This window comes from Candidatus Palauibacter soopunensis (assembly GCF_947581735.1).
Taxonomy (GTDB): Bacteria; Gemmatimonadota; Gemmatimonadetes; order Palauibacterales; family Palauibacteraceae; genus Palauibacter; species Palauibacter soopunensis.
The window spans coordinates 225,662-239,872 of sequence record NZ_CANPVT010000008.1 but is presented as its reverse complement, the minus strand read 5'-3'; the positions used below and the strand labels follow the sequence as shown (position 1 = coordinate 239,872).

The 14,211-nt window shown below is 68.7% G+C and carries 9 protein-coding genes; 2 read left to right on the top strand and 7 right to left on the bottom strand.

The features are described 5' to 3' along the window. The first annotated feature begins 151 nt into the window (after positions 1-151). The gene (locus tag RN901_RS05195; protein ID WP_310756655.1) at positions 152-3,316 is read left to right on the top strand and encodes a hypothetical protein; all 3,165 of its coding nucleotides are present in this window, start codon (positions 152-154) and stop codon (positions 3,314-3,316) included. Between the two features lie 146 nt (positions 3,317-3,462). Continuing rightward, positions 3,463-5,991 carry an FAD-dependent oxidoreductase gene (locus tag RN901_RS05190; protein ID WP_310756653.1) on the top strand — a complete coding sequence of 843 codons (2,529 nt, stop codon included), beginning with the start codon at positions 3,463-3,465 and terminating at the stop codon, positions 5,989-5,991. A 14-nt stretch (positions 5,992-6,005) separates the two neighbouring features. Here RN901_RS05190 and RN901_RS05185 read toward each other — a convergent pair whose 3' ends face one another. From RN901_RS05185 to secA, 7 genes are all read right to left on the bottom strand, one after another. Next, positions 6,006-7,322 carry a glycine cleavage T C-terminal barrel domain-containing protein gene (locus tag RN901_RS05185; protein WP_310756650.1) on the bottom strand — a complete coding sequence of 439 codons (1,317 nt, stop codon included), beginning with the start codon at positions 7,320-7,322 and terminating at the stop codon, positions 6,006-6,008. A gap of 46 nt (positions 7,323-7,368) precedes the next feature. Then, positions 7,369-7,629: a type II toxin-antitoxin system RelE/ParE family toxin gene (locus tag RN901_RS05180; RefSeq protein WP_310756648.1), complete on the bottom strand. Its 261-nt coding sequence runs from the start codon at positions 7,627-7,629 to the stop codon at positions 7,369-7,371. Further along, complete coding sequence (locus RN901_RS05175; RefSeq protein WP_310756646.1) at positions 7,616-7,840, bottom strand: hypothetical protein; 225 nt, start codon at positions 7,838-7,840, stop codon at positions 7,616-7,618. The genes RN901_RS05180 and RN901_RS05175 overlap by 14 nt, the downstream gene beginning before the upstream one ends. Positions 7,841-7,941: 101 nt before the next feature. Next, positions 7,942-9,075, bottom strand: a complete 1,134-nt coding sequence (locus tag RN901_RS05170) for an SDR family oxidoreductase (RefSeq protein ID WP_310756644.1) — start codon at positions 9,073-9,075, stop codon at positions 7,942-7,944. A gap of 32 nt (positions 9,076-9,107) precedes the next feature. Further along, positions 9,108-10,292 carry a pyridoxal phosphate-dependent aminotransferase gene (locus tag RN901_RS05165; RefSeq protein WP_310756642.1) on the bottom strand — a complete coding sequence of 395 codons (1,185 nt, stop codon included), beginning with the start codon at positions 10,290-10,292 and terminating at the stop codon, positions 9,108-9,110. 57 nt (positions 10,293-10,349) lie between these two features. After that, positions 10,350-10,865, bottom strand: coding sequence for a hypothetical protein (locus RN901_RS05160; RefSeq protein ID WP_310756640.1), 516 nt, complete (start codon positions 10,863-10,865; stop codon positions 10,350-10,352). Beyond that, entirely contained in the window at positions 10,844-14,209 is a 3,366-nt protein-coding gene (gene secA / locus RN901_RS05155) for a preprotein translocase subunit SecA (protein WP_310756639.1), read from the bottom strand. Before secA ends, RN901_RS05160 begins: the two co-directional genes overlap by 22 nt. Between the last annotated feature and the right edge of the window lie 2 nt (positions 14,210-14,211).

The window sequence follows — 14,211 nt, the reverse complement described above, 5'->3', positions numbered from 1 at the left end:
AAGCGCATGCCGGCCAAGTCAGCCGCCCCCTCATGGCGAGACAAGTGGGGCGTCGCGGCATCACGGCGTCGCCTTGCGCGGCGGGCTTCGCGGGAATCACTGTTCGGATGTTCCGTTTTCCGCAGTTTTCGCCGTCACTCCGGAGGTTCAGATGGCGCCCCAGTCGAGGTTCGCGCGGTTCTCGCGCCACTCCGTCGTCGGTCTCTTCACGCTTCTTCTTCCCCTGTCGCTCGCCCCCGGAGCGCTGTTCCCCGCCGATGCCGCGGCCCAGACGGCGTCGGAGCGGGCGGCTGCCGCGGCCTCCAAGCTGGAGTTCCGCGAACTGGGACCCGCCATCATGGGCGGGCGGGTGTCCGACCTCGCGGTCGTGGAGAGCGACCCGCGCATCTTCTACGTCGGCCTCGGCGCGGGCGGCGTGTGGAAGACGACGAATGACGGGATGACGTGGGACCCCGTGTTCGACGACCAGCCCACCTCCTCCGTCGGGGCCGTGAGCGTCGCGCCCTCGAACCCCAACCACGTGTGGGTGGGGACGGGCGAGCCGGCGAACCGGCAGAGTTCGCCATGGGGTGTCGGCGTGTTCAAGTCGACGGACGCGGGCGGCACGTGGACGCACGTGGGGCTCGAGGACACGCGCCACATCAGCAAGATCAAGATCGATCCGCGGGATCCCGACGTCGTGTACGTCGGGGCCGTCGGCCACCTGTGGGGCCCGAACGAGGAGCGCGGCCTCTACAAGACGACCGATGGCGGCGCGACGTGGGAGAACATCCTTTACATCGACGAGCACACCGGGATCATCGACCTCGTCATGGACCACAACGACCCGAACACGCTGTTCGCGGCCATGTATCAGCGGCAGCGCACGGGATTCGGGTTCGCGGCGGGCGGCGGCGGGTCGGGCCTCTGGCGCACGACGGACGGCGGGGAGAACTGGACGCGGCTCGAGGAGGGGCTGCCGGAGGGCGAACTGGGCCGCATCGGGCTGGACATCTACCGTCGCGACGGGAACCTCGTGTACGCGATCGTGGAGGCGCACGAAGGCCAGGGCGTGTACCGCTCCACGGACCGCGGCGAAACGTGGGAGTTCATGAGCGACCGCAACCCGCGTCCCATGTATTTCTCCCTCATCCGGATCGACCCCAACAACCCGGAGCGGATCTACCTGGGCGGCGTCCAGTCATCGGCCTCGGACGATGGCGGGCGCACCTGGTGGCCGGGGAACGCGACGGACCAGATCCACTCCGATCACCACGCGCTGTGGATCAATCCCCACAACTCGAACCATCTCATCAACGGGAACGACGGCGGGCTCGCCTTCTCGCGCGACGGGTCGGTCACCTGGCGCTCGATCCGGAACATGGCGATCGGCCAGTTCTACGAGATCGACGTCGACATGAGCGATCCGTACAACGTGTGCGGCGGGCTGCAGGACAACGGGAACTGGTGTGCGCCGCACCGGACGCAGTCGACCTGGGGCGTCCGCAACCGCGAATGGACGCACATGTGGTTCGGCGACGGGTTCCACAACCACTCCGACCCCGAGGACCCGAACATCATGTTCTCGGAGTCGCAGGGCGGGAACATGGCGCGCATCGACGTGGCCACGCGGGAGGGGCAGTCGATCCGGCCGGTGCCGCGCCCGACAGGAGATGAAGCGGAGGACGCGGAGCCACGCCGCTACCGGTTCAACTGGGATTCGCCGTTCGCGATCTCGCGCCACGACCGCGCGACGATCTACCTGGGCGGCAACCACCTGTTCCGTTCGAGGGATCGCGGGCTGAACTGGGAGGAGGCGAGCCCCGACCTCACGAAGCAGATCGACCGCGATACGCTGGAGATCATGGGCCGGGTGGTGACGGACGAGACGCTGTCGGACAACGACGGCATCGCCTCGTACGGGAACATCACGGCGTTCGCCGAATCGAAACACTCGCCCGACGCCCTCTACGTGGGGACGGATGACGGAAACCTGCAGGTGACGCTCGATGGCGGCGCGACGTGGACAAACGTCATCGACCAGGTGCCCGGCGTCCCGCCCCGCACCTATGTGAGCCGTCTCGAGACGTCGTACGCGGCGGACGGACGGGTGTACGTGACGTTCGACGGCCACCGGAACGACGACTACGCGCCGTACGCCTACGTGAGCGAGGACCACGGCGCGAGCTGGCGGCGGATCACGGCGGGCCTCCCCGACGGCTGGTCCGTCAACGTGATCCGGGAGCACCCGCGGAACCCGAACCTCCTCTTCGTCGGGAACGAGATCGGCATCTATATGTCGATAGACCGCGGCGAGTCTTGGGCGCGGATGGTGAACAACCTCCCCGTGGCCGCGGTGGACGACATCGCCATCCACCCGCGCGAGAACGACCTCGTCGTGGGGACGCACGGCCGCAGCATCTGGATCCTGGACGACATCACCCCGCTGGAGGAGATGTCCGCGGACGTGCTGGCTTCCGATTTCCGGCTGTTCGGCGCGCGGCGTGGCACGATGTGGTCGATGGGGATGGACTGGCCGTTCCAGCCGGCGACGTTCATCGCGCCCAACCCGCCGGCCGGGATCCCGCTCCGTTACTACGTCGGCGACGGCGTGGACGCGAGCGGGGCGAGCCTCGAGGTGCTCGACGGAGACGACGTGCTGCGCACGATGGAAGTGGGCGGCGAGGCGGGCGTGAACGAAGTGCTGTGGGATTTTCGGGTGGATCCGGCCTTCGACGTCGAGGGGGGCGGGGGAGGCTTCTCGCGTGGACCGCCGCAGGGCGCGGGACCGCGCGTACTGCCGGGCACGTACACGGTCCGGCTCAGCGTCGGGGACGAGAGTCAGGAAACCGAGGTCGGCGTGCGGCTCGATCCGCGGCGCGAGGCGAGTCGGGCAGCCCTCGTGGCGCGGCAGGACGCGATGCTGCAGGCCCATGCACTGGCGGGCCCGGCGCGCGACGCGCGCCAGAGGATCGGTGCGATGAGCGATCGCCTGGCCCAGATCCGGGCGCTCGTGGAGGACGCCGAGGTGGGCGATGGCGACCGCGAGCGGATCGAGGCCATGGCGGAGGAGATCTCCGACGAACTCGACGAGATCGGCGACGACCTCGGCGATGTCGCCGGAGGCGCCGGGATCGGGCAGATGGAGGGGTGGTCCGGCGAGCCCACGGCGGACCAGATGTACAGGATCGGCCTGGCCTGGGAGGCGCTGCCGGAGGTCGCGGAGCGCGTCAACGCGCTCCTGGGCGGGAGCATGCCGGCGCTGGAGGCAATGCTGGGCGACATTGGCGTGATGCCCGATCTTGGCGACCCGATCCGCGTCCCGCCGCGCCGCTGACGCTTGGCAGTCCGTGGCAAGACCCCGCGTCAGCTCCGCTCGGACGCAGCGGGGCTGCGGCCACGGACTGCCGGGGCGGCGGGCCCGGGGCATCGGTCCGCCGCCGCGCCGCGCATGAGGCTTCGCGGACGGACGCCCTCCGCTCCGTGAGCGAACGCGCGTCGCAGCCGGCGGCGGCCAGCATCGCCGTTATCGGGGCCGGCATCGTCGGCAGCTGCCTCGTCGAGCACCTCGCCAGGCTGGGTTGGGACGACCTCGTCCTCCTCGACAAGGGCCCCCTGCCCGATCCCGGCGGCTCCACCGGCCACGCGTCGAACTTCATCTTCCCCACCGACCACAACCGCGAGGTCGCGATGCTGACGCTGGAGAGCCAGCGCCAGTACGAGGCGCTCGGGGTGCAGACGACGTGCGGCGGCGTCGAGGTCGCCCGCACGGAGGCGCGGATGGAGGAACTGCGGCGGCGCATGACGTCGGCGCGCGCGTGGGGCATCGACGCCGAGCTGCTTACGCCGGGCGAGGTGGCGGAACGGATCCCGTTCGTGAATCCGGACGTCATCCTGGGCGGCTTCTGGATGTCGTCCGTGTCCGTGGTCGACTCTGTGCGGGCCGGAACGCTGATGCGGGAGCGCGCCCTGTCCCGGGGAGCGCTCACGATCCTGGACAACACCCAGGTCACGGGACTGGAGGTCGAACCCTGGCCCTCCGGGCGCCCTCGCCTGCGGGCCGTCCTCACCGCGCGGGGCCGCATCGAGGTCGAGCACGCGGTCATCGCGTGCGGGGTGTGGAGCCCTCTCATCGCGGAGCTGGCCGGCGCCTCGATTCCGCTCACGCCGGCGGTCCATCAGATGGCGGACCTCGGCCCGGTCGACCCCCTCCGCGCGACCGGCAACGAGATCGGTTATCCCATCGTGCGCGACATGGACGCCTTCATGTACGAGCGTCAGAAATACCAAGCGATGGAGGTCGGTTCGTACGCGCACCGCCCCATCCTCGTGCGCCCGGAGGACATCCCCCCGGGCGAAGGGGCGGAACGCTCTCCCACGGAAAGGCCATTCACGCGGGACGACTTCGCGCCCCAACTCGCGCAGGCGCGGGAGATCATGGGAGAGCTGCTGCGGGACGCCGAGATCGGATACGCGATCAACGGCCTTCTCTCCCTCACGCCCGACGCGCACCCGGTGCTGGGAGAGACCGCCGAGGTGGCCAACCTGTGGTCCGCGGCGGCGGTCTGGATCAAGGAGGGTCCGGGGGCGGCGCGGATTCTCGCCGAGTGGATCACGCACGGCCATCCCCGCCTCTGCGACCCGCACGATTCCGACGTCACCCGCTTCCAGCCGCACGAGCGCACGCGCCGGCATGTCCGGGCCCGCGCCCGGGAGCACTTCAACAAGACGTACGGGATCGTACACCCGCGCGAGCAGTGGGAGTCCTGCCGCGACGTGCACCGCTCGGCGCTCCACGCCCGCACCGAGGCCCTGGAGGCCGTGTACTACGAGGCGCGCGGCTGGGAGCGCCCCCAGTGGTACGAGTCGAACGCGGCACTCGTCGAACGGTACGGCGTCGCCGAGCGGCCGCACGAATGGGATCGCCGCTGGTGGTCTCCCATCATCGAGGCGGAGCACCTGCACCTGCGTGAGAAGGTCGGCGTCGTCGACCTGGGCGCGTTTCAGATCTTCGATGTGACGGGCCCCGGCGCCCTCGCATACCTGGAGGGAATGGCCGCCAACGCGTGCGACCGCCCGCCCGGGACGTCCATCTACACCCCGCTGCTGACGCCGGACGGCGGCTTCAGGGCAGACCTCACGATCCAGCGGCTGGGCACCGACCGTTTCCGCGTCGTGACCGGCGCCTTCGACGGGGCGCGGGACGCGGCCTGGTTCCGCAAGCACCTGCAGGAGGACGGCTCCGTCCGCTTTGAAGATCGGTCGGCGGCGATCTGCGCGCTGGGCGTATGGGGCCCCGGAGCCGAGGCGCTCCTGGAGAAGATCTCCGGGACGACCCTGTCGCAGACCGCGTTCCCGTACGCCTCCGTGCGGGATGTCGCGCTGGACGGGATTCCGGCCACCATGTGCCGGATCTCGTATGTCGGCGAGAGCGGGTGGGAGATCTACGTGGAGGCCGCTCTCGCGACGCGGGTGTGGGACGCCGTGCGGGAGGCGGGCCGGGCGTTCGGCCTGCGCCCGGTGGGCGCCGGAGTCTACGGCACGACGGGCCGCATGGAGAAAGGCTATGCCCTCATGGGGGCCGAACTCACCTCGGAGTACTCCCCGGTGGAGGCCGGCCTGGCACGACCGCGCGTGAAGCCGGCAGAGTTCATCGGCCGGGCCGCCTACCTGAAGGCCCGGGAGGCGGGTCCCGCGGCGATGCTCCGCACGCTCACCATGGACGACCACGCCGACGCCCCGGACCTCGCCCGCTTCCCCACTGGAGGCAACGAGCCGCTTCTGGGGCTCGATGGGGAGCGCATCGTCGACGCTCACGGGCGGGAGTCCCGCGTGACGTCGGCCGGGATGGGCCCCTCCGTAGGGAAGTACCTCCTAATGGCGTACCTCCCGCCGAAACTCGCCGCCCCCGGAACGCGGCTCCAGGTTCTCTACATGAACGAAGTCTTCCCGGTCACCGTGGCCGGCGGCACCGCGCTCTTCGACCCGACCGGCGCCCGCATGAGATCGTGACTGGCAGTCCCCGGCTAGATGGCGGCGTCGCGGCCCTGTGCGAGAGCCACCTCGCGCGTGCTCGGATTCGCGGAGGGCCTGAACGGGACCTCGCACACGCGGGCGACATCGGGCTTGCCCGGCTCGCTCGCGTACTCATCCGGGAGCCACACCGCGAGTTCCGTGCCGATGGCGGAGTCGGCGGGCGGGACGTAACCGAGGGCGATGTTGCTGCCCAGCTCAGGGGCATGCCATGGAGACGTGAGGTATCCCACCGGGTCGCCGCCTTCCGCGCGTGACACGTGCCAGAAGTCGGGCGCGTAGTCGTCGATCGGCCGGCCGCCGAGCTTCATCCCCACCATCACGAGGGCGAACGGAGAGCGTCCGACCTCGATCTCGGCACGCTGGCGCTCCAGCGCGACGCGCCCGATGTAGTCCCCCGGCTTCTCGCGCGGCACCTGGTAGGCGAGGTGGCACTGGAACGGGCTTGTCTCGTGGTCGATGTCCTGTCCCCACGACAGGATCCCGGCCTGGATGCGGCGCTGGTGCCCCGGGGCCGTGACCATCAACTCGTGCGCTTCCCCCGCCTCCAGTACCGCCCGCCAAAGAGTCTCCGCGTTCAGTGTCGCTTCGCGGAGATAGATCTCGTAGCCCTTCTCGCCCGAGAATCCGGTCTGCGAGATGACGACGGAACAGCCGGCGACCTCCGCCTCCATGAGCCCGTAGTAGGGGATGTCCCGGACCGCCTCGCCCACGAGATCGGCCATGAGATCGAGCGACCTCGGCCCCTGGATCTGAAGCGGACAGACGTCGATCTCGTCGATCTCCACCCGCATCCCGAGGCCCACGTTCACTCCCTGGAGCCAGTAGAGGAGATCGGAGTCGGCGAGCGAGAACCAGAACTCGTCCTCGGAGAGCCGGAGCAGCACCGGGTCGTTGAGGATGCCGCCGCGCTCGTTGCAGAGGATGACGTACCGCGCGCGCATCGGCTCGATCCGGGTCGCGTCGCGCGTGATCGCGTAGTCGGTGAACGCCTCCGCGTCCGGGCCCCGGACGCGGATCTGCCGTTCCACGGCGACGTTCCAGAGCGTAACGCGGTGGGTGAGCGCCTCGTGCTCCACGGCCGCGCCCCCGTCCTCGGGCCTCACGTAGCCGCGGGGATGGTAGACGCGGTTGTAGGTGGTGGCCCGCCAGCAGCCCGCCGCATGCGACAGGTGCCAGTACGGCGACTTCCGGACCCGGGTGGAGATGAGCAACTCGACCGGCGTCCGCCCGCTCTGCCGCAGGTTGATCGGAACGATCCGGTCCGACTGGTCCACGCTCGCGGGCTGTCCCGCTCCCGTTATCGCCATCGAACGTCCTCGTGTCTGAAGTAGCTCCCGCTGGCGACAGCCTTCGCTAACGGTAGATGTCGCCGCGGTGTCCGACTTTCAAGATGATGATGATCAGGGTCTTCGTGCCGACGCTGTAGAGAATCCGCCAGGGTCCCACGCGCACGCGAAAGACATCCTCGTAGCCCGCGAGCTTCCTGGTTCCCTGCGGGTACGGGTCGTGCGCCAGGCTCGACATCTTGCGCGCCACCCGCTGCCGGTCCGAGCGGGGAAGCCTGCGAAGCTGTTTTTCCGCCGTTCGCGAGATCTCGATCTCATAACGAGCCATCGATACCGAGTTCTCGGAGGACATCCGCCAACGGACGCGTAGGTTCGTGCCTGATCTTCTTCAGATCCTCGATGTCCTCGAGCTCTTCCAGGCGATCGAGCAGCGCTTCCTGCACGAAGTGATTCATGGCGACGCCCCGCGGTCTGCAGTATCCCTCCACCGCGTTCTTCACCGCGGCATCGACCCGGACGTTGATCTGCACCTTTTCCATCTTGCCTCTCGTTCGATCGAGACAGGAACCGACGCGCGATGATAGCAATTGCTATCATATGGAACAAGCGTGTGATCGGCGGACCGAGACCTCGAACGGCCCTACAGGCTCTTCCATTCCGCGAGCAGGTCGGCATCGCGCTCGAGGTTCAACTGGAGTTGCGTCCGGCGCTCCTCGGGTTCGCTTAGGAACCAGTCGAGCGTTTCGCGCGCGGTGACCGCGAGCGGGCGGAAGCGCAGCCCGGCCTCGACGCCCCGGTGCGAGCGGACCTGCGCCAATCCCCGCGCAGGGCCGCGATGCGAGTACCAGAGGGGAAAGCGCGCGGGCGGCTCCCGGTTCCGGAGGAAGTCCTCGTCCACCCACGTGAACGACACGCGCGACGTGGTGACCGCGCGGATCCCGTACAGGAACTCGTCCATGCGGGTCTCGTCGAGCGTCGGCCCGGCGACATTGAAGATCCCGCCGGTGTCCTCCTCCAGCAGGTGCATGCAGAACTCGGCCAGGTCCCGTACGTCGATGAACTGCACGGGATTGTCCATGTCGCCCGGCGCGATCACCTCGCCTCCGCGATGGATCCGGACGGGCCAGTACGTGAAGCGGTCGGTGGGATCTCCCGGGCCCGCGACGACGTGCAGGCGGGTGACGGTGCCGCGCTCGCCGTAGATCTCCTGCACCGCCTCCTCGCACATCACCTTCAGCTCCCCGTAGTACCGCCCCACGTCTTCGCTCTCGGGGTCCGTGACCTCGAGCAGCCGGGCCTCTTCCGGCAGTTCGTCCTGATCAAAGTCGTACACGGAGCCGGTGGAGGTGAACAGGTACCGGCCGACGGCATCGCGCAGGAGGTTGCCCGAGTCGCGCACCAGGCGCGGGACGTAGCCGCTGTTGTCGATGACGTAGTCCCATTCCTTCCCCCGCAGCGCGTCGAGCGCCCCGTCGCGGTCTCCGATGAGGGTCTCGACGCCGGGAAAGAGCCCGGGGTTCGAGCGTCCGCGGTTGAAGAGCGTGACCTCGTGTCCCCGCGCGACGGCGTGCCGCACCATGTGCGGGCCGATGAAGCCGGTGCCGCCCAGGATGAGCAGCCGCCCGGGCCGGGCCGCGCCTTCGGCCGCGGTCCCCCCGGCATCGGTCGAGGGTGGGGGTTCGCCCGCGCATGCCGCGGCTCCTGCAACCGGGAGCGCCGCCGCCCCCGCGACGGCGAGCGAGGTCCCCGCGAACTCACGTCGCGTCATCGTCATCGAACGTCCTCCTGTTTCCTGTCCGCGTGCTGTCAGGATCGCATCTCGCTTAGCGTCTCGCCAAGGAGGGCGATGTCCGCCTCGAACGATTCCGGAGCGAGCGGGCCGAAGGAGAAGCGGAAGAAACTCGACAGCGGCGAGTCGTCACCGAGGCGCTCCATATCGCAGTCGGTGCCCTTGAGGATCGCGGCCCCGCGCGTGAAGAGGCGTTCGTTCAGTTCCTGAGCGGTCCAGCCGTTCGGGAGCCGGCACCAGTGGTAGAAGCCGCCATCGCCTGAGAAGAGGTCGAGGCCCAGATCCTCGAAGGCCCGGCCGTAGCGCTCGCGCTGCATGGCATAGAAGGCGGGGACGGCTTCGCGGACGTGGCGCATGCGCTCGGGGTCCAGGAGTTCGACCGCGTAGCACTGTGACGGGTGGGACACGCCGCCCATCCCGAACGAGGAGAAGTTCGCGAGCACGTCGATGTGCCGCTTCGCCGCCACGGCCCATCCGATGCGGATGCCGGGCGCCTGCAGGCCTTTCGTGGCGGCGCCGACGACGAACAGGTTGCCGCGCTCGATGTCGTCCACGTGTGCGAGGGCGCTCACCGGCTCGTCGTGGAGAAGCTCGTAAGCCTCGTCGACGAGGAGACCCAGGCCGTCCTGCGCGCTGGCCGCGACGAGCGCCGCGAGTTCGTCCCCGGTCCGTGTCACGCCGGTCGGATTGCACGGATTGCTCAGCAGCATCAGGGTGCGCCCCTCGCGCGGAGCCGTGTAGGCCGAGACCGGCGGCCGGAACACGTTGTCCACACCGCTTTGCACGAGGTGATAGGGGCGCCGCAGCCGCTCGAGGACGTCGTAGTACGGGGTGTATTCGGTGGACGCGAGGCGGACCTCGATATCGGGTTCGAGGAAGAGAAGAAGCGCCACGATCGCGGGACGACCGCCCGCAAACACCATCACGTTCTCCGCCGTGATCTCGACGCCGTACGACCGCCGGTAGTAGGCGGCGATCGCCTCCCGCAGCGCCGGGAGCCCCCACGCCTTGGGATACTTGCGGTGCTCGGAGGTCACCGTCACGGTCGACGGAAGCGCCGGGCCGTCCGGCAGGGCGACCGTCCGCGGGAACCCCTGGCTCCACGGGTTCGTGCCCGGCTCGCCCATGTAGGTGCCGAACGCTCCCAGGAAGGCATAAAGGGTCTCGTAGATCCCCATCGGGGGCACGTATCTCAGGTACAAGCCGGTCGCTCCTTCCGGTCAGGCAGGCCTCAGGGTTGCCGGACGGTGTGGGGTTGGTCAGGGGGCCGGTGATGCCTCCACGGTGAGCGTCATGAGCATCCCTCGGCTGTCGTGGCCGGCGACGTCGCACACGACCGTGTAGTTCCCGGGGGAGAGATCGAGTTCGACGAGACGGACCTCTCCGGTGTTCACATCCGCCTCCGTCTCCCAAAGCACCTCCCCGCTCGCGGGGTCCACGAGCTTCAGGTTATGCATCTCGAAACCCTGGTTGCTGAGGCGGAGCACCGTGGGGCCCGCCGGCAACCGCGACGGCATGCCGATCGCGTACTCGAGCAGGGCCACATCGACCGCGTCGGCCGCGTATACGGCCGACAGGTCCGGTTCCGGGGCGGAAGCGGCCGCTTCCAGTGCGGCGGCCGCACTGGCCGGGTTGGCCGCCGCGTTCGCGGCTCTCCCTTCTCCTCCGCAGGCCAACGCAAGCATCGCGGCGGCGATGGGCATGCCGCGACGACACGCGGCCGGCGGCGCGATCCGCCGCGCGGTCGGCGCGTTCAGCCGGGGCGGCCGTGGCACTTCTTGTACTTCCGGCCGCTGCCGCAGTGACACGGCTCGTTCCGCCCGGGGATCTTCGTGGCCGTCGCCGGAGCGCCCGTCCGGCGGGGCCGCTGGCCGGCGCGCAGGGCCGCGCGGGCCGCGGTGTCATCGGGGGCCAGTTCCTGCACTGCGGCGGAGGCCGCGACACCGGTGGCCGAGAACGCCGGCTCGCCCGCGGGAGGCTCGCCGGACGCGCCGTCCTGCACGGGCGCCTCTCTCCGCCCGGGGGCCACCCCGCCCGCGGCGCCGGCGCCCGGCTCCACCGGGCCGCTCATGCCCGTAATCTGCGGCGCCCGCGGCCGGACCGGCGGCCGGACCTCGATGCGCACGCGGAAGAAGCGATTCGCCACCGTCTTCCGGATGTCCGTGATCAGGCTCACGAACATCTCGTAGGCCTCCTTCTTGTATTCGACGAGCGGGTCCTTCTGCCCCCACGACCGGAACTGGATCGAGGAGCGCAGATGATCGAGGTCGTAGAGGTGGTCCTTCCATTTCTCGTCCAGCACCGACAGCACGATGAAGCGCAGGACCTGCTCCCAGTGTTCGTCGAAACTCTCGAGCTTGGCGCGAAACTGTTCGTGGGCGCTCTCGAGCACCGCTTCGTACAACTCGCCGGTTCCCGCCCAGTTGTCGGCGCTCGCCTCCTTCTCCGTCTCGGACGCCTCCCCCCCTCCGGCCCGGGGGAGGAACTCGTTGTGCAGGAAGTACTCGATCAGGAGGTGCTCCCGCAGTCCCGGGAGGTTCCACTGGTCGTGGGAACTCTCCTCGGGCACGTAGGCGTCCATCTCCTCGCGGATCGCCTCCTCGACCATCTCCCACGTCTCGCCCTTGAGGTCTTCCCCGCCCTCGAGCGCATAGAGGCGCAGGTCGTAGACGACTTCCCGCTGCTGGTTCATCACGTCGTCGTAGTCCAGCAGTCGCTTGCGGGCGTCGAAATTCTGGGTCTCGACCCGCTTCTGCGCGCGCTCGACGGACTTCGTGATCCACGGGTGGCTGATGACCTCGCCCTCCTGCACGCCCAGGCGATCCATGATCTTCGCCACGCGCTCGTGCATGAAGAGCCGCATGAGGTCGTCTTCGAGCGACAGGAAGAAAAGGCTGGCCCCGGGATCCCCCTGGCGTCCGGAGCGGCCGCGGAGCTGGCGGTCGATGCGGCGGGACTGATGGCGCTCCGTGCCCAGGATCTGGAGTCCGCAGGGCGGCTCATCCTCGCACCCCCGCTCCTTGATCTCGGCTCGTGACAGGTCCGGCTCCTCGTCCGTCCGGCCGAACGCCGGCGTGTCGGAACGGATCCCACACACTTCGCACTGCACGCACGGAGAGGCGAGTTTGATGTCGGTGCCGCGCCCGGCCATGTTCGTCGCGATCGTAATCGCGCCCGGCTGGCCCGCATTGCGCACGATCTCCGCTTCGCGGGCGTGCTGCTTGGCGTTCAGCACCTCGTGCGCGAGGCCCCGCCGCTTCAGCATGCGGGCGATGACCTCCGACACCTCCACGCTCGTCGTCCCCACGAGGATCGGAAGACCCTCGCCGTTGATCCGTTCGATCTCCTCGATCAGCGCGGCGTATTTTTCCTGCTTCGTCTGGAAGATCACGTCGTCGTGATCCAGTCGCCGCACCGGCCGGTTCGTGGGGATGACGACGACCTCGAGACCGTAGATCGCGTGGAACTCGCCCTCCTCCGTCTCGGCGGTACCGGTCATCCCGGCCGCCTTGTCGTACATCCGGAAGTAGTTCTGGATCGTGATCGTGGCGAGCGTCTGCGTCTCGCCGCGCACCTTGACCTTCTCCTTCGCCTCGACCGCCTGGTGGAGCCCGTCCGACCAGCGCCGCCCGTGCATCTTGCGGCCGGTGTGTTCGTCGACGATCAGTACATCGCCGTTTTCCACCACGTACTCCACGTCCTTCTCGTACAGCGAATACGCCTTCACGAGCTGGTGGATGACGTGGATCTTCTCGGACTTCTCCGCGTATTCGCGTTCGAGCCGTTCGATCTCGCTACGCTTCTCGTCAGTCGTCAGCGACTCGTCGTCCTCGACATGCTGGACGTCTTCCGAGATGTCCGGGACGACGAACGTCTCGGGGTCGTCGGGCGAGAGCACGTCGAGTCCCTGCTCGGAGAGCTGGATCGTCTGCCCCTTCTCGTCCATCGAGAAAAGGAGCATCTCGTCGATCTCCTGAAGCCGCTTCTCCCGCATCAGATCGGCTTCCGTCCGCTGGATGAGCTGCTTCACGCCGGAGCGGGTCTTCAGCTTGAGCAGCCGCTTGTTCTTCGGCGCGCCGCGCTGCGCGGCGAGCAGCTTCAGCCCCGCGTCCCGGCGCTGCTCCGTATCCTCCTCGGCCTCCGTCTCGTCGAGCAGCTTCGTGCCCTCGGCCACGAGGCGGTTGACGATCCGCGTCTGCTTGCGGGCGATCGCGGCCACCTGCGCGTTATGCTTCTGATACACGTCGCGTTCATCGCGGCCGGCGGGTCCGGAGATGATGAGCGGGGTGCGGGCCTCGTCGATGAGCACCGAATCGACCTCGTCGATGATCGCGTACGCGTGTCCGCGCTGCACGCGATGCCGGAGTTCGATCACCATGTTGTCGCGGAGGTAGTCGAACCCGAACTCGTTGTTCGTCCCGTAGGTGATGTCGGCCTGGTAGGCCGCCCGCCGCTCCTCGCTTCCCGGCTGCGTATCCTCCAGCACGCCCACGGTGAGACCGAGATAGTCGAAGACGGTGCCCATCCACTGGGCGTCGCGCCTGGCGAGATAATCGTTGACGGTGACGAGGTGGACGCCTCGGCCGGGGAGGGCGTTGAGGTACAGCGGCATCGTGGCCACGAGCGTCTTCCCCTCGCCGGTGGCCATCTCGGCGATCTTCCCTTCGTGGAGAACGATCCCTCCGATGAGCTGCACATCGTAGGGGACCATGTCCCACCTCATCTCGTTCCCCGTGACCTCGATCTCGGCCCCGAGGAGTCGCCGGCACGCCTCTCGCACGGTCGCGAACGCCTCGGGAAGAATCTCATCGAGCACGGCCTGCAGCGCTTCGTTGAGGTCACCCTCCGTCGCCGCGATGCGTTCGGTGAGGTCGGCGCGCCGCGCCGGATTCTCGGTGAAGCGACGCTTTTCCCGCAGGGCCTCGACGGCCTGCTCGAACTCGGCGGTCCGCTCCTCGATGATCGCCCGGAATTTGCCCGTCTGCGCCTTGAGGGCCTCTTCCGGGGAATCCGCGAGCCGCGACTCGTGTTCCTTGATCTGGGAGATGATCGGCCGCATGCGCTTCATCTCGCGCGTGAAGCGCGTTCCGAAGACCTGCGTTACGACGTTCTTCAACATCC